This window comes from Brevibacterium sp. CS2, assembly GCF_005280295.1.
GTDB lineage: Bacteria > Actinomycetota > Actinomycetes > Actinomycetales > Brevibacteriaceae > Brevibacterium > Brevibacterium pityocampae.
This window is the reverse complement of the sequence record NZ_CP040020.1, coordinates 2680014-2699577: the sequence shown is the minus strand read 5'-3', so window position 1 is coordinate 2699577 and position 19564 is coordinate 2680014. Positions and strand designations below refer to the sequence as shown.

Here is a 19564-nt window from a genome sequence, read left to right as displayed (position 1 = left end):
GGGACCGCCGCCGAGACGCGCGGCTACTGACTGGTAGCCTACCGGCGATCGCCGCCGTGCCGTCGCCTCGCAGCCACGGGGGCCAGGGCGTACCATGGAGGGGCCCCTGATCCGCCTGTGAAAGGACACCCATGACCTCTGCCGCCGAGCAGCCCGATCCCGTCGATTTCCGCTACGACGCGGAGCTCGCCGGACGGATCGAGACGAAGTGGCAGCAGCGGTGGCAGGAGAACCGGACCTTCGCGGCGCCCAACCCCGTCGGCGATCTCACCGAGGTGCCCCGGGGCGTGCGCGCCGCCGACCTCGAGCCGGTGTACCTCATGGACATGTTCCCCTACCCCTCGGGCAAGGGGCTGCACGTCGGGCACCCGCTCGGCTACCTCGCCGTCGACGTCTATGCGCGATTCAACCGGATGCTCAGCAAGAACGTCATGCACTCGCTGGGCTACGACGCCTTCGGCCTGCCGGCGGAGCAGTACGCGGTGCAGACCGGCCAGCACCCGCGGGTCACCACCGAGGAGAACATCGCGAACATGCGCCGGCAGCTGCGGCGGCTCGGACTCGGGCACGACGACGCCCGCACCTTCGCGACGACCGACCCGGAGTTCGTCAAGTGGACGCAGTGGATCTTCCTGCAGATCTTCGACTCCTGGTACGACCCCGAGGCGCGCGACGGACAGGGCGGCGCGCGCCCGATCAGCGAGCTCGTCGCGCAGTTCGAGGCCGGCCGCGACACCGGCACCGGTTCACCCTGGTCGGAGCTCGACGCAGCGGCCCGTGAGGCCGTGCTCCAGCAGCACCGCCTCGCCTACATCTCCGAAGCCCCGGTCAACTGGTGCCCCGGCCTGGGCACCGTGCTCGCGAACGAGGAGGTCACCGCCGAGGGCCGCTCGGAGCGCGGCAACTTCCCCGTCTACACCCGCAGGCTCAAGCAGTGGAACATGCGGATCACCGCGTACGCCGACCGGCTGGCCGACGACCTCGACACCGTCGAGTGGCCGGCCGCGGTCAAGCACATGCAGCGCCACTGGATCGGCCGCTCGACCGGTGCCGTGCTCGCCTTCGACGGCCCCGGCGGCCTCCCGCTCGAGGTCTACACGACGCGCCCGGACACCCTGTTCGGCGCGACCTCGCTCGTGCTCAGCCCCGAGCACCCGCTCGTCGACGCGGTGACCGCGGAGTCCTACGCCGCGGACGTGCCGGAATCCTGGCGCGGGGGAGCGGCCACCCCGGCCGAGGCGGTCGCCGCCTACCAGCAGCGGGCCGCCCGCCTCACCCCGGTCGAGCGGCAGGAGAGCCGTGAGAAGTCCGGCGTGTTCACCGGCACCTCGGTGACCAACCCCGCGACGGGGGAGTCCATGCCGGTGTTCGTCGCCGACTACGTCCTCATGGGGTACGGCACCGGCGCGGTCATGGGCGTGCCGGCCGAGGACCAGCGCGACTGGGACTTCGCGCGCGCCTTCGGCCTGCCCTACATCCGCACCGTGCAGCCGGCCGAGGGTCACGACGAGGACTCCGCCTACACGGGCGAGGGCGCGAAGATCAACTCGCGGAACGCGGAGATCGACCTCGACGGCTCATCCGTCGACGAGGCCAAGGACCGCATGCTCGCCTGGCTCGAGGGCAAGGGCCTGGCCCGGGCGACCACGCAGTACCGCCTGCGCGACTGGCTGTTCTCCCGCCAGCGCTACTGGGGCGAGCCGTTCCCCATCGTCTACGACGAGGCCGGCACGCCGATCGCGCTGCCCGCCGACCAGCTGCCCGTCGACCTGCCCGAGGTGCCCGACTTCTCCCCGCGCACCTTCGACGCCGACGACCTCGACAGCGAGCCCGAGCCGCCGCTGGGACGCAATGCCGACTGGGTGAACGTCACGCTCGACCTCGGCGACGGCCCCAAGGTGTACCGCCGGGAGACGAACACCATGCCCAACTGGGCCGGCTCATCCTGGTACCAGCTGCGCTACGCGGACCCGCACAACGACGAGAAGCTCGTCGACCCGGCCAACGAGGCCTACTGGCTGGGACCGGACGCCCCGGGCGAGTCCGGCGGCGTCGACCTCTACGTCGGCGGCGTCGAGCATGCCGTGCTCCACCTGCTCTACGCCCGGTTCTGGCACAAGGTGCTGTTCGACCTCGGCCACGTGAGCTCCTTCGAGCCGTTCCACCGGCTCATCAACCAGGGCTACATCCAGGCCTACGCCTTCACCGACGAGCGCGGCGCCTATGTGCCCGCCGAGGAGGTCGAGGAGCGCGTCGAGGGCTCCGAGTCGACGTTCTGGTACGAGGGCAAGCAGGTCTCCCGCGAGTACGGGAAGATGGGCAAGTCGCTGAAGAACATGGTGACCCCGGACCAGATGTACGCCGAGTACGGCGCGGACACCTTCCGGGTGTACGAGATGTCGATGGGTCCGCTCGAGCAGTCCCGTGCCTGGGAGACCCGCGCGGTGAGCGGCGCGCAGCGCTTCCTGCAGCGCGTGTGGCGCCTCGTCGTCGATGAGGCGACCGGGGCCTCGCGCGTGACCGAGGAACCGGCCGACGATGCGACCCGGGCGGTCCTCCACCGCACGATCGCCGGGGTCCGCGAGGACATGGAGCACCTGCGGTTCAACACCGCGATCGCCAAGCTCATCGTGCTCACCAACCACCTGACCAAGGTGGGCGTCGCCCCGCGCGAGGTGATCGAGCCCCTCACCGTCATGCTCGCCCCGCTCGCCCCGCACCTCGGCGAGGAGATCTGGGAGCTGCTCGGCCACACCGGGACGATCACCTACGTGCCGTTCCCGGTGCACGACGAGCGCTATCTGGTGCCCGACACCGTGACCTGCGTCGTGCAGGTCAAGGGGAAGGTGCGCGAGCGGCTCGAGGTCGCCCCGGACATCGCCGCCGACGAGCTCGAGGCACTCGCGCTCGCCTCGAAGGGCGCGCAGCGCTCGCTCAACGGCGCGCGAGTCCGCAAGGTCATCGTGCGCGCCCCGAAGCTCGTCAACATCGTGCCCGACGCCTGACGCGGTAACACCGGTGTCACATCGAGTCGGTAGTCTGGGGGTATGAGCGCACTCTCCGACTCCATCCGACAGGCCCTGGGCGTCCAGCCCTCGATCGACCCCGCCGTGGAGGTCGAGCGGCGCGTGCAGTTCCTCGTCGAGTACTGCCTCACCGCCGGCGCCTCCGGGTTCGTGCTCGGGATCTCCGGCGGGCAGGACTCGACGCTCGCCGGGCGGCTCGCCCAGCTCGCCGCCGAGGAGCTGCGCCGCCGCCGGCACGAGGCCCGCTTCTGCGCCGTGCGCCTGCCCTACCGGGAGCAGCACGACGAGGCCGACGCCCGGACCGCGCTCGACTTCATCGGAGCCGACGAGGTGCTCACGGTGAACATCGCCGGCGGCACCGACGGCACGGCGGCGGATCTCGAGCAGGCGCTCGGCCACCCGATCAGCGACTTCAACAAGGGCAACGTCAAGGCCCGGATGCGCATGGTCGTGCAGTACGCGATCGGCGCGGAGAAGTCGCGGCTCGTCATCGGCACGGACCACGCCGCGGAAGCGGTCACCGGCTTCTACACCAAGCACGGGGACGGGGCGGCCGACATCGTGCCGCTGGCCGGTCTGACCAAGCGCCAGGGGAGGGCGCTGCTCGCCCACCTGGAGGCCCCGGAGAGCACCTATCTCAAGGCGCCCACCGCGGATCTCCTCGACGAGGCGCCGGGACAGACCGACGAGTCCTCGCTCGGGCTCACCTACGAGCAGATCGACGACTACCTCGAGGGCCGCGAGGTCGCAGCGGAGGTCGCTCAGCGGATCGAAGACCGCTACCGGTCGAGCGAGCACAAGCGGCAGATGCCGGTAGCCCCGAGCGACAGCTGGTGGATCCGGCACTGAGCTCGACGGCGTTGAGCGGGGTGGATCCGGCGCTGAGCTCGATGCCACCGACCAACCCGGCGTCGGGCCTGCCGGCAGCGGGGCACCTCGGCCACGTGCCCCTCACCACCCGCCGAGCGCGCACCCGGCCGCCGCGGCGGCGACGCTGAGCGCGAGGGTCGCCGCGCCGTAGAGCACCGCTGCGGCCCGGCGCCGCGCCAGGAGCAGACGGAGCACGTCGACGAAAGCGGTGGAGAAGGTCGTGAAGGCGCCGAGGAACCCTGCACCCGCGATGACCGGCACCGGCGCCGGATGCCCGGCGAGGACGCCGAGCAGACCGCTGCCGAGGACGTTGATGAGCAGGATCGACAGGGGCCGCCAGGCCTGCGGCAGGACCCGGGTGAGCACCGCATCGAGTTGCCAGCGGGTGAGCGCGCCCGCCGCTCCGGCGAGCCCCACGAGGACGATCATGGGCGCGGCCTGAGACGCCGGCCGGCCCACCAGCCCAGCCCCGCGCACAGCGTCCCGCCGACGGCGAACCCGGCGCCGGCGAGCAGCGCGGTCGCGGGATCCGTCCGGAGCAGTGCGATCCCGAGCGCGGAGCACGTGGTGAGCGAGCCGCACACGCCGGTCCCGGCGAACAGCCGCCAGCCGCTCGCGCGCGCCGAATCGATGCCGTGCAGGGCGCTGAGCAGGACGGCGAGGGCGAGGGTGCCGGCGCCGTTGACGAGGGCGAGCGCAGTGAGCTCGGAGACGGGGGACCCGGTGAGCGCGAACCGGCCGAGGGCGCCGAGGAGCCCGCCGGCGGCCACCGCGGCCGCGGCCGCACCGGGCGGCAGGCGCCGACTCATCCGAGGACGTCGTTCTCCAGGGCGGTGCGCTCGAAGGTCTGGCGGGTGGTGAGGAAGGCATCGATCCGACGCTGCCCGGCCTCGCGCGCCTCGGCGAAGCCGCGCCAGCCGCCCTCACGCACGTCACCGGGCACCATCTCGAGCTTCCCGGCGGTGTCCTGGGTCTGCGAGTCGAGCCACTCGGTGAGCGCGGTGCCGGCCCGGTAGAGGTCCATGAAGGCGAAATGCGAGGCGGGGTTCTCGAAGCTCGCGTGCGAGAACTCGTCGAGGAACTCCCGCAGCGGGGCCACGAGTGCGGTCGGCAGAGGGCTGAAGCCGGACTCCACCCGCAGCTCCTGGACGAGGCCCGAGCCCGTGGGGAAGAGCTCCCGGATGCGCTCGGCGCGCACGGTGTCGGCCGACGGCTCGTCCTCGGCGACCGGGCTCAGGCTGACCCCGCCGATCGCCGCGTGCGCCTTTGCCAGGCGGGCGTTGAGCTGGTCGATCCGGTCCTGGGTGCGCCGCCACTCGAGGAACCACAGCACGAGCACCCCGGCGAGCACGACGACGGCGAGCAGACCGATGATCCAGGCGATCGGATGGAGAGCGGGGATGAGGAAGAGGACGAGCAGCACGACCGTCGTCCCCCCGAGCTGCAGTGCGGCGGGGGAGTTGACGAGGAAATCACCGAATCGCTTCACGCCCCCAGGGTACTCAATGCGCAGCCTGCCCACGCGCATCCGACCCGCCGGCCGGTGAGCGGTGCGGCGGCGGGTCGCTCTATGCTGGGAGGCGGCGGGCCCCGCCGCCGCGACAGCGAACACAAGGACAGGTGGAACATGAGCACGATCTCGGTCATCGGATGCGGGTACCTCGGCGCGGTCCACGCCGCGGCCATGGCGTCGCTCGGACACCGCGTGGTCGGCGTCGACGTCGACGAGGCGAAGATCGAGTCCCTCTCCGCCGCGCGTGCGCCGTTCTTCGAGCCCGGCCTCGAGGAGCTGCTCGCCTCCGCGCAGAGCGACGACGCCGACGCCCCGGCCGTCCTCACCTTCACCACCGACATCGCGGCGGCCGCCGAGGCGACCGTCCACTTCGTGTGCGTGGGCACCCCGCAGCGCCGCGGCGAGTTCGCCGCCGACCTCACCTATGTCGACGCCGCCGTCGAATCGCTGCTCCCGGTCCTCAAGGCCGGGGACCTCGTCGTCGGCAAGTCGACCGTGCCGGTCGGCACCGCCGCCCGCCTCGCCGAGCTCATCCGACCCACCGGCGCCGAGCTCGCGTGGAACCCCGAGTTCCTCCGTGAGGGCCATGCGGTGGAGGACACCGTGACCCCGGACCGGCTCGTCTACGGCGTGCCCGAGGGCGCGGCCGGCGAGCAGGCGACCGCCGCGCTGGATGAGGTGTACGCGGCGACGCTCGCCGCCGGCACCCCGCGCCTCGTCGCCGACTACGCGACCGCCGAGCTCGTCAAGACCGCGGCGAACTCCTTCCTCGCCACGAAGATCTCCTTCATCAACGCGATGGCCGAGCTGTGCGAGGCCGCCGGGGCGGACGTCACGCTGCTCGCCGACGCGATCGGGATGGACGACCGGATCGGCCGCAAGTTCCTCAACGCCGGCCTCGGCTTCGGCGGCGGCTGCCTGCCCAAGGACATCCGGGCGTTCATGGCCCGGGCCGGGGAGCTCGGCGCGGACCAGGCGGTCGCGTTCCTCCGCGAGATCGACTCGATCAACATGCGCCGCCGGGTGCGCATGGTCGACCTCGCCCGCGAAGTCGTCCACGGCTCGTTCATCGGCAAGCACATCACCATCCTCGGAGCCGCCTTCAAGCCCGACTCCGACGACGTCCGGGACTCGCCGGCGCTCGCGGTCGCCGGCCTCATCAGCCTCCAGGGCGGCACCGTCACCGTCACCGACCCGCAGGCGATCGACAACGCACGCCGGATGTTCCCCGACCTCGGCTACGAGCCCGACCTCGACACGGCGCTGCGCGATGCCGACGCGGTGCTCCTCCTCACCGAATGGCCGCAGTACCGGCAGCTCGAGCCCGAGCACGCGGCGGACCTGGTGCGCGGCCGGGCGATCGTCGACGGCCGCAACGTCCTCGACCCCGTGCAGTGGCGCGCAGCCGGCTGGACGTATCGGGCGCTGGGTCGGCCATGAGCACCGCCGTCGTCGTCGACTCCACCGCCCAGCTGTCCGCCGCCCGGCGTGCGGAGCTCGAGGCGGCGCTCGGCGGTCTCTTCCGCGTCGTCGACCTCAGCGTGGAGGTGGGCGAGGAGATGCGCGCCGACGGCGGATGGTCGCCCGACGAGCTGTGCGAGCACATGCGCTCCGGCGCCCGTGTGCAGACGTCGATGCCGAGCGCGCAGGCGTTCTCCGCCGCGCTCGGCGAGCTCGCGGAGCGCGGTGCGGTCGAGGTGCTCGTCCTCACCCTGCCCGCGGTGCTCTCCGGCACGCACGGCTCGGCGGTCGCCGCTGCGGCCGAGCACCCCGAGCTCACCGTGCACCTCATCGACTCCCGCACCACCTCGGCCGGACTCGCCGGAGCGGTCGCGGTGGCCGTCGCCGGCATCGCCTCCGATCTGCCGCCGGCGGCCGTCACCGGGGAGGTCGCCGACTGGTGCGAGGCCGAGACCCGCACCTTCTTCGTCCCTGAGGATCTCGAGTACCTGCGGCGCGGCGGCCGGATCGGGCGGGCGGCCTCGCTGCTCGGGCGGGCGCTCGCGATCACCCCGGTGCTCGGGCTGCGCGAGGGCGCGGTGGTGCCGCTGGCCCGGGTGCGGACGATGGCGAAGGCCGAGGACCGGCTCGTCGCGCTCGTCGCGGAATCCTGTGCGGAGTACCGGGAGCGGGCGGCCGACGCCGCGCTCGAGGTCGTCCTCCTCCACCCCGAGTCGACCCCGGAGACCGCCGGGGCCGGGGTGCGGCGGATGCAGGAGAAGCTCGCCGCCGCGGATCTTCCCGCCGGCACGGTGGTGCGCACCGAGGTGCTCTCCACGGTGATCACCGCCCACGTGGGCCCCGGCGCGCTCGGCGTCGCCGTGCAGACGCGCCCCTGACACCGGCTGAGGGTCCGGCCCGTCCTCGGGTCACAGCCCCGGCCACGCCTGCGGTCGGTTGCGGTGGACGGCCGCGCGCTCATCCACAGGTCGTCGAGGGTCGGTGAACCGGGATGCCCGGGCACCTAGCCTCGGGCGCATGGCACCCTCACCGGACGACCGCTTCGCCCTCCTCGTCGGACGGAGCAGCACCCACGGCTGGCTGCCCGAGGACGAGGAGCCCGAGGAGGATCCCGCTCCGCGCTCCCGACCGGTGCCGGCGAAGCTCGCCGTCCTCGCCGTGCTCGGCGTCGTGCTCGCCGGGATCGTCGCCTTCGTGGTGCTGGCCCCCACGGAGGAGCCCGCGGACCTGCCGGCCGGCGAGCCGGTGGCGGCGAGCAGCACTGCCGAGTCCGGCCCGGCTGCCGCGACGAGCGCGCCGGTGGAGATCACCGTCCACGTCGTCGGCGCCGTCGCGCGCCCCGCGGTCGTGCGGCTGCCGCACGGCAGCCGGGTCGCCGACGCCCTGACCGCCGCCGGAGGCCCTACCGACGACGCCGACACGAGTGCGATCAACCTCGCCCGCGTGCTCACCGACGGCGAGCAGATCATTGTGCCCGCCCACGGCGAGAACCCACCGGGAGCCGCACCCGCGGCACCTGCTGCACCGCCTGCGGTCCCACCGACGCCCGGCGCACCGCCGGCCGGGCCGGGTCCCGGACCGCCCGGGCAGGCGCTCGTCAACATCAACACCGCCGATGCCGCCGGCCTCGACACGCTGCCCGGCGTGGGCCCGGCCACGGCGGAGGCGATCATCACCCACCGCACCGAGAACGGGCCCTTCGCCGCCGTCGACGACCTCATCGACGTGCCGGGGATCGGAGACGCGACCCTCGCACGCCTCCGTGACCTGGTGACGGTATGAGCGCCGTGAGGACCTGGCTCCTCGAACGGGCCGCGACCGCTCGGCTCGTCCTCGCCGCGACGTGCGCCTGGGTGGCTGCCGTGGTCCCCGTGCACGGCTGGGCGCCCGTCGTCGCCGCGCTCCTGTGCACCCTGGCCGCCGCGCTGCTCCTGTTGAGGCGCGCGGTCCGCGCACGCGGCCTGCTGGCCTGGGTGCTGTCGGTGGGACTGCTCGCCGCCGCGGTGAGCGCCGGGGTGTGGACCGCGCGCACCGTCGTGCCCGATGCACCGGGGGAGTACGCCGGCGAGGCGACGGTCCTCACCGATCCCGTCACCGGGCCCTCCGGTGCGCACCGGGCCCAGCTGCGCACCGCCGCCGGTCCGGTCACCGTGATCTCCCGCGAGCCGCTCCCGCCCGCCGGCTCCCGGGTGCACGTGACCGGACGGATCGAGCCCGAAGCGGCGTCCGCGGCCCTGTTCGCGAATGGGCCACTCACCGTCCTCGAGGAGCCGGGCCCGGCGTGGCGGCTGCGCGCAGAGGTGCGCGGCTTCCTCGCCCGCTGCGCGCTCGGTGAAGGGACGGACGGCGGAGCGGCGGCACTCGGTGGAGTCCGGGACCATGACGGGGCGGGGCTGCTCCCCGGGCTCGTCGTCGGCGACGTCGAGGGGCTCGCGCCCGGCCTCGAGGAGGACATGCGCACGGTGTCGCTCGCCCACCTCACCGCGGTGTCCGGCTCGAACATCTCCATCGTGGCCCTCGGCATCATGTGGACGGTGCGGCGCACCGGAGCGGGACGCGGCTGGGCGATCGGGGCCGCGGTGGTCGTCACCACCGGCTACGTGTTCGTCGTCGGACCCGAGCCGAGCGTCATCCGGGCCGCCGGGATGGGCCTCGTCGGTGCGATCGTGCTCCTGCGCGGCACCGGCACGCGGGGCCCGGCCGTCCTCGCGAGCGCCGTGATCGGGGTGATCGTGCTGCGGCCCGCTCTCGCCGGGGAACCGGGCTTCCACCTCTCCGTCGCCGCCACCGCGGCCCTCGTGCTCCTCGGCCCCGGGCTCACCGAGCTGCTGCAGGACCGGCGGGTGCCCTATCCGGTCGCCGCCGCCCTCGCGGTGCCGATCACCGCACAGATCGGGGTGACCCCGGTTCTCCTCGGCATCGGCGGCACCCTGAGCGCCTGGGCGGTCCCGGCGAACGTGCTCGCCGCCCCGCTCGTCGCACCGGCGACCCTGCTCGGGATGCTCGTCCTGGCATTCGGACTGCTCGCCGCAGCGGCCGCCGGACCCGTGCTCGCAGCCATCGAGCTGTGCGGTTCACTGCTCGCACTGCCGGCGACGGGGTGCGCGTGGTGGATCGCCCGGCTCGCCCGGGTGGGCGCAGAGCTGCCCGCCGCGGTGTGGCCGTGGCCCACCGGTGCCCTGGGGATCGTCCTGGCCGCCGGTGCCGCGCTCGGGCTCGCTCTCGCCGTCCTCCTCCGCCTCCGGGCCGGCCCCGCCATCGGCGCCGCGGTGCTCGTCCTCTGCCTGCTCGCCGGCACTCTCCTCCCGGTGGTGCACCGGCGGGTGCCGGCGGACTGGCAGGTCCTCGTCTGCGACGTCGGGCAGGGGAGCGCGACCCTCGTGCGGCTCGGAGCCGAGCAGGCCCTCCTCATCGACACCGGACCGGATTCCGCCGCCGTCGATTCCTGCCTGTCGGCGGCGGGGATCCGTGAAGTGCACCTGCTCGTCTCCCACTTCGATGCCGACCACGTCGCCGGGCACCCCGGCGTGGTGCGCGGCCGCAGCCTCACCGCGATCCAGTTCCCGGCCGGGGCCGGAGGACACCGGCGGGCCCGTGCGCTCCTCGGCGCGCACCCGGGCGTCCCCGTCACCGAGGTCGAGGCAGGAACGCAGTTCTCCGCGGGCCGGGCGAGCTGGGAGATCCTCTGGCCACCGGCGGGGTCAGCAGGCACGGGATCAGCAGGCACGGGGACGGCGCCGGACGGTAGTGCGAGAGCCGGCGGCACGGCGGACGACGACGCAGCGGAGGACACGAACGCCTCCTCCGCGGTCGTCCTCGTCACTGTGCCCGGCCTCACCGTGCTCGTCCCCGGGGACATCGGGGAGGCCGAGCAGCGCCGGCTCGCCCGCACCGTGCCGCCCGTCGACGTGCTGCTCGCCCCGCACCACGGTTCGAGCGATCTCAGCCCGGAGTTCTACGCCGCGGCCGCGCCGCGCCTGGGCGTCGTGTCGGTGGGGGAGGACAACGGCTACGGCCACCCGAGTGCCGGCAGCCTCGCGGCGTTCGGCTCCGCACCCGTGCTGCGCACCGACGAATGCGGCACGCTCGTGCTCGCCCCGGGCCCGCGGGTCGCGGCCGCCCGGGGAGGTGCGCGATGCCCGGTGTGAGGGAGTCCCGTGTCCGCGCCCACCGGTAGGGTGGAGCACGTGGCAGCCAAGAAGACCCTCGTGCCGTGGACCCGCGCCAAGCCGGCGCCCGTCGTCGTGATCTCCGGGGGTGAATCCGTGCTCGTGCGCAAGGCGCAGGACCGCATCGTCGCGGCCTGCCGCAAGCACAAGGACCTCGAGACCACGCACCTCGACGCCGTGCGCTACGAGGCCGGTGACCTCGCGATGGCCGCCGCCCCGTCGCTGTTCGCCACCCGCAAGCTCGTCATCGTCGACTCCGTCGCCCAGTGCGGCGACGACTTCCTCCAGGACGCGCTGGCCTACGTCGGCGAGGTCAACGAGGACGCCGTCGTCCTCCTCAAGCACTCCGGCGGCAACCGCGGCTCCAAGCTCCTCACCGCGATCGACAAGGCCGGCTACCCGCGCATCGACGCACAGGTGATGAAGAGCGAATCCGACCGCCAGGACTTCGCACTCGCGGAGTTCAAGCGCGCCGAGCGGACCATCGAGCCCCCGGCCCTCGCCGCGCTCATGAGCGCGCTCGGCGCGGACCTGTCCGAGCTCAACGCCGGGATCGAGCAGCTCCTCCAGGACACTACGGGGCCGATCACCGAGGCGATGGTCGATCGCTACTACGGCGGGCGGGTCGAGGCGACCGGCTTCAAGGTCGCCGACGCCGCGGTCGCCGGCCGCTCCGCGGAGGCCCTCACGCTGCTGCGTCACGCGCTCGCCACCGGCACCGACCCGGTGCCGCTCGTCGCCGCGCTCGCGCTCAAGCTGCGCACCATGGCCCGCGTCCAGGGGGTCTCCGGCAGTCCCGGCCAACTCGCCTCGGAGCTCAAGATGGCCCCCTGGCAGGTCGACCGCGCCCGCCGCGACCTCCGCTCCTGGAACGACCTCGCACTCGGCCAGGCGCTCCTCGCGGTCGCCCGCGCGGACGAGGAGGTCAAGGGCGCCGGCCGGGACCCGGTCTATGCCGTCGAACGGCTCGTCACCCGGGTGAGCGCGCAGGCCCGCCGGCACTGAGCCCAGCGTCGTGCCCGGTACCGTGCCCGACACTGAGCACAGTGCCCGCGGGCCCGGACATGACGAGAGCCGGCCCCCGCACTGCGGGAACCGGCTCTGCGCGTGGGATGCGGCTCAGAGACCGTTGACGAGCTTCGCGAGCTTCGACTTGCGGTTGGCTGCCGTGTTCTTGTGCAGCACGCCGTTCGACACGGCCTTGTCGAGCTTGCGCGAGGCCGCCTGGAGAGCGGTCTTCGCCTCATCGGCGTTGCCGGCCTCGACCTGCTCGCGCACGACGCGGGTGACGGACTTGACCTCGGTGCGCACCTGCTTGTTGCGCAGACGGGCCTTCTCGTTCGTCAGGTTCCGCTTGATCTGGGACTTGATGTTTGCCAACTTCGACACTCTTTCGTGTTCGTGTTCATGGATGGTCGTGAGGGCTGCCCGCCCACCGGTGGACGACATCGCGGGGAAACACGAGCGTCACTCAATGCTGAGCAGGTGTACGTCCACCCGACCAAGGTGAGACACACACCGTGGTGAACATACAGCACACCAGACTACACGGTTCAGGTGCCGGCGCGCACCTCGGACACGACGCGGGAGAACAGCTCCATCGGCATGATCGCCCCTTCGCGCCGCACGGCGTGGTCGTCGATCCGGATGACCCGATCGAGTCGCACCTCCGAGGGCCGGCCCTGGGAGTCCCAGTCGCCGCTCCCGATGTTGATCCAGCGCGACCGCCCGTCGGAGCGGACCTCGCCGACCCCGCCGGGCACATTGTCCTTGCTCGTGAGCATGAGGCCGAGCAGCCAGCGGCCCTCGTGGCCGATGATGAGCACCGGTCGGTCCTTGCCCTGCGTGTGGTCCTCCTCGTAGGGGACCCACCCCCACACGACCTCCCCGGGATCGGCGTCGCCGTCGAGGTCGGGGGCGTAGACGGGCCGGATCGGGCCGGTGTGGTCGCCCGGGTAGCCGCCGGCGGGACGCTGCGGGAAGCGCTGCCTGGGCCGGGAGCGGGGTGCCGGCTTGGCGCGGTCGAAGCCGTCGCGCGGTCCGGCGGGTGCGGGCGGGTTCGCTGCGGAGCCGGAGCGCTTCGTTCCGGCGCGGGCGCCGGTGGAGCGCGTGCGCCCGTCCGGTCGGTCGCGGTACTCCTCGAGGACCTGGGCGGGTTCGCGCCCGCCGAGCAGACCACCGAGTGCATTGCGGGCGGCCGGGTCCCGGAGCTTGCGGGTCGCATAGCGCACGCCGCTGCGCACCCCGGCGTTGACGGCGCGCCGAGCGAGATTCTTGAAGTTCATGCGTTCCACGATACCGGGCGGGCGCAGCTCACTCCCGGCTCAGGCGGGGACGAAGTCGGCTTCGATGGGGAAATGGTCCGAGGGGTACTGCTTCCCCCGGCCGAACAGGTTGACCGCGGTGCGCACCGGACGCAGCTCGCGGGAGTGGAGGATCCAGTCGATCCGATTCCCCTCCCGCTTCGGCCCTCGGTACGCGTGGAAGGTGTTGATGTCCGCGTCCGGCGAGGGCGCCCCGGTCACGGCGTCCGCGAGCCCGCCCTCGTCGAGCAGGCGGGCGTGGATCGCCGAATCCTGGGTCACGTTGAAGTCCCCGGTGAGGATGCACGCCCGTCCGCCGGCGCCGGCGATCGCGGCGAGCAGGGCGTCGGCGGAGTGCTCGCGGGCGCGCTCGGAGCGGTGGTCGAGGTGGGTGTTGAGGAAGCGCAGGTCGGTGCCGGTGAGCAGATCGGTGCAGTCGACGACGGTGTGGGTGCGGGGACTGCGCGCGCCCCAGGACACCGAGCCGGCGACCCGCGGCCGCTCGGACAGCCACTCGACGGAGACGTGGTCGATGCCGATCCGGCGGGAGTCGTAGATCACCGCGGTGAACTCACCGCGGTCCCCGCCCTCGCGCCCCTCGCCGAGCCATGCGTAGTGCTCCGGCAGGCCGTCGACGAGCTCGGTGAGCTGCCGGTGGACCCCCTCCTGGGAGCCGACGAGGTGCGGCGCGGACTCCCGGAGCATCGCCGCGGCGACCGGCCGGCGGCGGCGCCACGGATTCCGGTCGAGCGCCGGGTAGCGCAGGTTGTACGACATCACGGACAGCGGATCGGGTGCAGGCTCCTCGGTCGGCATGCCGCCAGTCTAGGACGGCGTCCCCGCGGCAGGCGCGGGCCCCGGTGCGAGTCGGCGCGGCGGTGCCGGTGTGGAACAATGAGTGTCCGGTCCAGAAGAAAGGGAACCCACGTCAATGGCACCTCAGGTGAGCGCGTCCGCAGTCCCCCAGATCGCGGTCGCCTCGACGCCGCCGGAGCTGATCCGCAACTTCTGCATCATCGCGCACATCGACCACGGCAAGTCGACGCTGGCCGACCGCATGCTGCAGATCACCGGCGTGGTGGAGCAGCGCGACATGCGCGCCCAGTACCTCGACCGGATGGACATCGAGCGGGAGCGCGGGATCACCATCAAGTCCCAGGCGGTGCGGATGCCCTGGGAGGTCGGCGGCACCCCGTACGCGCTCAACATGATCGACACCCCCGGCCACGTCGACTTCACCTACGAGGTGTCCCGCTCGCTCGCCGCCTGCGAGGGCGCGCTGCTGCTCGTCGACGCCGCGCAGGGGATCGAGGCGCAGACGCTGGCCAACCTCTACCTGGCGATGGAGAACGACCTCACGATCATCCCGGTGCTCAACAAGATCGACCTGCCGGCGGCGCAGCCGGAGAAATACGCCGCGGAGCTCGCGAACCTCATCGGCTGCGAGCCGGAGGAGGTCCTGCTCGTCTCCGGGAAGACCGGTGAGGGCGTCGAGGAGGTCCTCGACCGCATCATCGAGGAGATCCCGCCGCCGCAGGGCGATGCCGACGCACCTGCCCGCGCGATGATCTTCGACTCCGTCTACGACACCTACCGCGGTGTCGTCACCTACGTCCGCGTCGTCGACGGGCAGCTCTCGCCGCGGGAGAAGATCGTGATGATGTCGACGCAGGCCACCCACGAGCTCCTCGAGATCGGCGCCTCCACCCCCGAGCCCGCCCCGAGCAAGGGCCTGGGCGTCGGCGAGGTGGGCTACCTCATCACCGGCGTCAAGGACGTCCGCCAGTCGCGCGTCGGCGACACCGTGACGGCCGCCCGGAAGCCCGCCGAGGAGGCCCTCGGCGGCTACCGGGACCCCAAGCCCATGGTGTTCTCCGGACTGTTCCCGATCGACGGCTCCGACTACCCCGTGCTGCGCGACGCGCTCGACAAGCTCAAGCTCAACGACGCCGCGCTCGTCTACGAGCCGGAGACGTCGGCCGCGCTCGGCTTCGGCTTCCGCTGCGGGTACCTCGGGCTGCTCCACCTCGAGATCGTCCGCGAGCGGCTCGAGCGCGAGTTCGACCTCGACCTCATCTCCACCGCCCCGAGCGTCGTCTACCACGTCACCATGGAGGACGGCACCGAGCACGAGGTGACCAACCCCTCGGAGTACCCCGACGGCAAGGTCCGCGAGGTGCGCGAGCCGATGGTGCGCGCCACCGTCCTCCTGCCGAGCGACTACGTCGGCGCGGTGATGGAGCTGTGCCAGTCGAAGCGCGGGCAGATGCAGGGCATGGACTACCTGTCCGAGGACCGCGTCGAGCTGCGCTACCGGATGCCGCTGGCGGAGATCGTGTTCGACTTCTTCGACCAGCTCAAGTCCCGCACCAAGGGCTACGCCTCCCTCGACTACGACATGGACGGCGAGCAGGTCGCCGACCTCGTGCGCGTCGACGTGCTCCTCCACGGGGATCCCGTCGACGCCTTCTCCTCGATCGTGCACCGCGACAAGGCGTACTCCTACGGGGTGCTCATGGCCGGCAAGCTCAAGGACCTCATCCCGCGCCAGCAGTTCGAGGTGCCGATCCAGGCCGCCGTGGGTTCGCGCATCATCGCCCGCGAGACGATCCGCGCGATCCGCAAGGACGTGCTCTCCAAGTGCTACGGCGGCGACATCAGCCGCAAGCGCAAGCTGCTCGAGAAGCAGAAGGAGGGCAAGAAGCGGATGAAGATGGTCGGCCGGGTCGAGGTGCCGCAGGAGGCCTTCATCGCCGCGCTCTCCACCGACGACTCGAAGTCCGCCAAGAAGTAGCCGTCGGCCCCGCGGCCGGTCTCAGATGCGCCCGGCGAGCTGCTGGGCGTAGGCCCAGCGGGAGTGGATCTCCGCGCGTGCCCGCGCCGAGGCGATCGGCACCGAGGATGTGTAACTCACCCCGGCGCCGGTCACCGTGACGTCGACATAGCCCGTCGTCCGCTCGTCCTTGGCGAGCAGGAACAGCAGGCTGAAGAACGTCACCACGAAGAATCCGCCGATCGCCAGCGCGATCGCCCAGCCCGGGGTGCTGCGAGTGGTCCACGTCCGGTCGGCGAGGAAGAAGCGCGCCTGGTCGAGGGGGATCGTGCCGGCCGGTGTGTGCACGCCGGTGCTCGTCACCTCGATCCCGGGGAAGTCGACGAACCGGATCTCGCGCTCGGGCGGATGCGTCGAGGAGACCGGAGCGGGTGCCGCCGCCGGCGGGTGCTCGGACAGGCCCGCGGTGCGCCAGGTGCGCGGGGCGGATATCCCGCGGTCGTCGGCCGGCATCGGCTCTCCGGCGGGGGAGCGGTGCGGTTCGGACGACGGCGAGCTGTACGGGGCGGACATGCATTCCCTCCGGGTAGCGACGTACCCCACATCATAGGCGGCTGACCGGCCTGTGCACATGTGCCACGATGGGTGGATGCCCGCACAGCCCGAAGGGGACACCCCGCCGCTCGACGGCGCACTCCCGCCCGCAGCCGCATCCGGTGCCCGGGAGCGCTCCCTGAGCCTCTACGTCCACGTGCCCTACTGCCGGGTCCGGTGCGGCTACTGCGACTTCAACACCTACACCGCCGAGGAGCTCGGTCCCGGCGCCTCGCGCGCGGACTTCCGCGACGGCATCCGCGCCGAGCTCGACCTCTCCCTCTCCGTGCTCGACCGGGCCGAGGTGCCGCGGCGTCCGGTGGAGACGGTGTTCTTCGGCGGGGGCACCCCGACCCTGCTGCCGGCCGCCGTGCTCGCTGGGGTGCTCGCCGACATCCGGGAGCGGTTCGAGCTCGCTCCGGGCGCGGAGATCACCACCGAGGCCAATCCGGACACACTGAGCCCGAAGTACCTCTCCGAGCTCGCCGCCGCCGGCTTCACCCGCGTCTCGCTGGGCATGCAGTCCGCGGTGCCCCACGTGCTCGCCACCCTCGACCGCACCCACGACGCCCGGCGGATCCCCGAGGTCGTCGACTGGGTGCGCGCTGCGGGCCTCGACGTCAGCCTCGACCTCATCTACGGCACGCCGGGAGAATCGCTCGCCGACTGGCGGACCTCGCTCGAGGCCGCGCTCGCCTGCACCCCCGACCACATCTCCGCCTATTCGCTCATCGTCGAACCGGGCACCCGGATGGGCATGCAGGTGCGCCGCGGGGAGCTGCCGATACCCGACGAGGACGACCTCGCCGACAAATACGAACTCGCCGACTCACTGCTCGCCGCCGCCGGCTACGACTGGTACGAGGTGAGCAACTGGGCCCGCGGCGATGAGCACCGGTGCCGTCACAACCTCGCCTACTGGCACAACGCCGATTGGTGGGGCTACGGGGCCGGGGCGCATTCGCACATCGGCGGCACCCGGTTCTGGAACGCCAAGCATCCCCGGGCCTGGGCCGATCGCCTGCGCGCCGGGCAGTCCCCGGCGATCGGACGCGAGGTGCTCGATGGGCCCACGCGCGAGATCGAGCGGATCATGCTCGCCGCCCGGATCCGCGACGGGCTCCCGCCGGACTCGCTGCCGGCAGGTGCCCGGAGCGCGGTCGCGGAGTTCGAGGCGAGCGGGCTGCTCGAGCCCGGTGCAGCCGCGCGCGGGCAGTGGCGGCCCACCCTGACCGGCCGACTGCTCGCCGATCACCTCGTGCGCGTGCTCACCGACCACCTCGACTGAGGTGAGCCGGTGATCACTTGACGAGGTCGAGGGAGAACGGGATCCGGTAGCCCTCACCCTCGTTGGCCTTGATGCAGGCGATGATCTCGAACGCCAGGAGCGCGATGAGCGGCAGGAAGCCGGCGTACATGAGGAAGAGCCCGAGCCCGAATGTCACGAGCGCGAGGACGAACCCGACGACGCTGAACACCACCAGCGCGGCGACCGTCCAGATGACATAGCTGATCTGGGCGTTGAGGGAGTGGCGCGCCTGGTCGCGGATGAAGGGCGACTCGTCCTTCTTGAGGACGTAGATGATGAGCGGGGTGATGAAGCCGGTGAGCAGCCCGCCGAGGTGGGCGAACATCCCCATCTGCCGCTCGTCGGGATCGGCGTTCCAGTAGCGGGCCGAACCCGGTCCGTACGCGCCGACCGGATGCGGGCCGCGCAGCGGGACCCCGGCGCGGGCGGACCCCGGCGGCGGGCGCATGGGCTGCTGGTACGGGGGCTGCTGGGGATGCTGCTGATACGGGCCCTGCTGAGGCTGACCGTGCTGCGGGAACTGCGGCTGGGGCGGGACGTGTCCGTGCGGGGGCGGGTATGCCATGGGGATTCCTTTCGTCTGCTCCGAGACTACGCCGCCACGGTGGGCCGGTGCCATGGGTGCCGGTTGCAGGTCCGGAACATCGGGTACGGGGCGTTAGCCGGGTCCAGGACGCACGCGCGCCCCGCTCCGGTGATCCGGTGCGGGGCGCGTGCGGGGGCGCGACAGGTCACTTGACCATGTCGGCCTTCATCGGGATCTTGTAGCCCTCGCCCTTGTTCGCGGCGACGGCGGCGATGATCTCGAAGACGATGTAGATGATCGGCGGGATGAACGCGAGCCAGAACGTGATGAAGCCGATGAAAACGAGCATCAGCGGCAGGCTGATGAGCATGATGCCGTAGCACAGGATCGCGTTCATGATCTGTGCGTTGAGCGACTGGCGGGCGTGCTCGCGGACGAACGCGGACTCGTCCTTCTTCATGATGAACATGATGAGCGGCATGAGCCAGCCGATGAGCAGCGTGCCGAGGTGGGTCCACATCGCCGCCGAGCGCTCCGACTCGGTGGGCTGCCAGAAGTTCTGCGACCCGGGGCCGTAGGCCTGCGGGGGCAACGGGTGGCGCAGGCCCGGGCCCGGCGGGCGGCTCTGCTGGAGCCCGCCCATGGCCGGCTGCCCGTAGGACTGCTGCTGGCCGTAGGCCTGCTGCTGACCGTAGGACTGGGGCTGGGAGCCGTAGGCCGCTCCGCCCTGCGGCTGGGAGCCGTAGGACTGCTGCGGCTGGGAGCCATAGGCGCCGCCGCCCTGGGGCTGGGACCCGTGGGCCCCACCCTGCGGCTGGGAGCCGTACGCCGGCTGCTGCGAGCCGTACGGCTGCTGGGGCTGTGATCCGTAGGCCGCTCCGCCCTGCGGCTGCGAGCCGTAGGGCTGCTGCTGGCCGGAGGTGTAGGTGGGGGGCATGGGACGGCCGGGATCCTGGCCGTAGGGCTGCTGCGACATGCTGGGGGACTTCCTTTCCGAAGCGGCGCGCACGGATGCGATAC

The 19564-nt window shown here is 72.4% G+C and carries 18 protein-coding genes; 9 read left to right on the top strand and 9 right to left on the bottom strand.

Annotation, left to right across the window (positions count from 1 at the left end; genetic code table 11):
• Window positions 1-131: 131 nt before the first annotated feature.
• Window positions 132-3005: a leucine--tRNA ligase gene (gene leuS / locus FDF13_RS12180; RefSeq protein ID WP_137319876.1), complete on the top strand. Its 2874-nt coding sequence runs from the start codon at window positions 132-134 to the stop codon at window positions 3003-3005.
• 42 nt (window positions 3006-3047) lie between these two features.
• The gene (gene nadE, locus FDF13_RS12175) at window positions 3048-3875 is read left to right on the top strand and encodes an ammonia-dependent NAD(+) synthetase (protein WP_137319875.1); all 828 of its coding nucleotides are present in this window, start codon (window positions 3048-3050) and stop codon (window positions 3873-3875) included.
• 102 nt (window positions 3876-3977) lie between these two features.
• On the opposite strand, the gene FDF13_RS12170 is transcribed toward nadE, so the two are convergent.
• The 3 genes from FDF13_RS12170 to FDF13_RS12160 are packed head-to-tail and all read right to left on the bottom strand — an operon-like array spanning window position 3978 to window position 5385.
• Window positions 3978-4325, bottom strand: coding sequence for a CrcB family protein (locus FDF13_RS12170; RefSeq protein WP_137319874.1), 348 nt, complete (start codon window positions 4323-4325; stop codon window positions 3978-3980).
• Complete coding sequence (locus tag FDF13_RS12165) at window positions 4322-4705, bottom strand: CrcB family protein (protein ID WP_137319873.1); 384 nt, start codon at window positions 4703-4705, stop codon at window positions 4322-4324. The genes FDF13_RS12170 and FDF13_RS12165 overlap by 4 nt, the downstream gene beginning before the upstream one ends.
• Window positions 4702-5385 (bottom strand): hypothetical protein, encoded by a 684-nt coding sequence (locus FDF13_RS12160; RefSeq protein WP_137319872.1) that lies wholly within the window; start codon window positions 5383-5385, stop codon window positions 4702-4704. Before FDF13_RS12160 ends, FDF13_RS12165 begins: the two co-directional genes overlap by 4 nt.
• A gap of 138 nt (window positions 5386-5523) precedes the next feature.
• Here FDF13_RS12160 and FDF13_RS12155 point away from each other — a divergent pair, with 138 nt between their 5' ends.
• From FDF13_RS12155 to holA, 5 genes are all read left to right on the top strand, one after another.
• A complete protein-coding gene (locus FDF13_RS12155; protein ID WP_137319871.1) occupies window positions 5524-6849 on the top strand; it encodes a UDP-glucose/GDP-mannose dehydrogenase family protein in 1326 nt (441 codons plus the stop codon).
• A complete protein-coding gene (locus tag FDF13_RS12150) occupies window positions 6846-7748 on the top strand; it encodes a DegV family protein (RefSeq protein WP_137319870.1) in 903 nt (300 codons plus the stop codon). The genes FDF13_RS12155 and FDF13_RS12150 overlap by 4 nt, the downstream gene beginning before the upstream one ends.
• Window positions 7749-7887: 139 nt before the next feature.
• On the top strand, window positions 7888-8652 hold the full coding sequence (locus FDF13_RS12145) for a ComEA family DNA-binding protein (RefSeq protein ID WP_137319869.1): 765 nt from the start codon (window positions 7888-7890) through the stop codon (window positions 8650-8652).
• Window positions 8649-11018 (top strand): ComEC/Rec2 family competence protein, encoded by a 2370-nt coding sequence (locus FDF13_RS12140; protein ID WP_137319868.1) that lies wholly within the window; start codon window positions 8649-8651, stop codon window positions 11016-11018. Before FDF13_RS12145 ends, FDF13_RS12140 begins: the two co-directional genes overlap by 4 nt.
• 39 nt (window positions 11019-11057) lie before the next feature.
• Window positions 11058-12044, top strand: coding sequence for a DNA polymerase III subunit delta (gene holA, locus FDF13_RS12135; protein WP_137319867.1), 987 nt, complete (start codon window positions 11058-11060; stop codon window positions 12042-12044).
• A gap of 114 nt (window positions 12045-12158) precedes the next feature.
• On the opposite strand, the gene rpsT is transcribed toward holA, so the two are convergent.
• The 3 genes from rpsT to FDF13_RS12120 form a co-directional block, all read right to left on the bottom strand.
• A complete protein-coding gene (rpsT, locus tag FDF13_RS12130; RefSeq protein WP_137319866.1) occupies window positions 12159-12419 on the bottom strand; it encodes a 30S ribosomal protein S20 in 261 nt (86 codons plus the stop codon).
• 173 nt (window positions 12420-12592) lie between these two features.
• Window positions 12593-13324 (bottom strand): type II toxin-antitoxin system PemK/MazF family toxin, encoded by a 732-nt coding sequence (locus FDF13_RS12125; RefSeq protein WP_137319865.1) that lies wholly within the window; start codon window positions 13322-13324, stop codon window positions 12593-12595.
• Window positions 13325-13363: 39 nt separating this feature from the next.
• Window positions 13364-14158, bottom strand: a complete 795-nt coding sequence (locus tag FDF13_RS12120) for an endonuclease/exonuclease/phosphatase family protein (RefSeq protein ID WP_137319864.1) — start codon at window positions 14156-14158, stop codon at window positions 13364-13366.
• Between the two features lie 115 nt (window positions 14159-14273).
• On the opposite strand from FDF13_RS12120, the gene lepA reads away from it, so the two are divergent.
• Window positions 14274-16136 carry a translation elongation factor 4 gene (gene lepA, locus FDF13_RS12115; protein WP_137319863.1) on the top strand — a complete coding sequence of 621 codons (1863 nt, stop codon included), beginning with the start codon at window positions 14274-14276 and terminating at the stop codon, window positions 16134-16136.
• Between the two features lie 21 nt (window positions 16137-16157).
• Here the strand turns inward: lepA and FDF13_RS12110 are convergent, their stop codons facing one another.
• Window positions 16158-16688 carry a hypothetical protein gene (locus FDF13_RS12110; RefSeq protein WP_137319862.1) on the bottom strand — a complete coding sequence of 177 codons (531 nt, stop codon included), beginning with the start codon at window positions 16686-16688 and terminating at the stop codon, window positions 16158-16160.
• 76 nt (window positions 16689-16764) lie between these two features.
• On the opposite strand from FDF13_RS12110, the gene hemW reads away from it, so the two are divergent.
• Complete coding sequence (hemW, locus tag FDF13_RS12105) at window positions 16765-17997, top strand: radical SAM family heme chaperone HemW (RefSeq protein WP_137319861.1); 1233 nt, start codon at window positions 16765-16767, stop codon at window positions 17995-17997.
• 13 nt (window positions 17998-18010) lie between these two features.
• On the opposite strand, the gene FDF13_RS12100 is transcribed toward hemW, so the two are convergent.
• Both FDF13_RS12100 and FDF13_RS12095 read right to left on the bottom strand, forming a co-directional pair.
• Window positions 18011-18583: a DUF4870 domain-containing protein gene (locus FDF13_RS12100; RefSeq protein WP_137319860.1), complete on the bottom strand. Its 573-nt coding sequence runs from the start codon at window positions 18581-18583 to the stop codon at window positions 18011-18013.
• Window positions 18584-18749: 166 nt separating this feature from the next.
• The gene (locus FDF13_RS12095; protein ID WP_137319859.1) at window positions 18750-19520 is read right to left on the bottom strand and encodes a DUF4870 domain-containing protein; all 771 of its coding nucleotides are present in this window, start codon (window positions 19518-19520) and stop codon (window positions 18750-18752) included.
• Between the last annotated feature and the right edge of the window lie 44 nt (window positions 19521-19564).